The following is a 244-nucleotide window of genomic DNA, read 5'->3' on the forward strand; positions in this document are numbered from 1 at the left end:
CTGTTCGGGACGCCCGGCCAGGACCGTTTCTGGTTCATGTGGGACGACCTGGTACGCGGCGCCATCGGCGCCATCGTCCTCGTCGACACCCGCCGCCTCGCCGACTGCTTCCCCGCCGTCGACTACTTCGAGAACAGCGGCCTCCCCTTCGTCATCGCCCTCAACGGCTTCGACGGACACCAGCCCTACACCCCCGAAGAAGTCCGCGAAGCACTCCAGATCGGCCCGGACGCCCCCATCATCA

At 67.2% G+C, this 244-nt stretch carries 1 protein-coding gene; it reads left to right on the forward strand.

The genetic code is table 11. From position 1 onward, the window contains the following. Window positions 1–244: GTP-binding protein (locus IF55_RS35770; RefSeq protein ID WP_048833148.1), on the forward strand; the 244-nt coding region annotated here is incomplete at both ends.

The sequence above is a fragment of the Streptomyces varsoviensis genome (assembly GCF_000718635.1).
Taxonomy (GTDB): Bacteria; Actinomycetota; Actinomycetes; order Streptomycetales; family Streptomycetaceae; genus Streptomyces; species Streptomyces varsoviensis.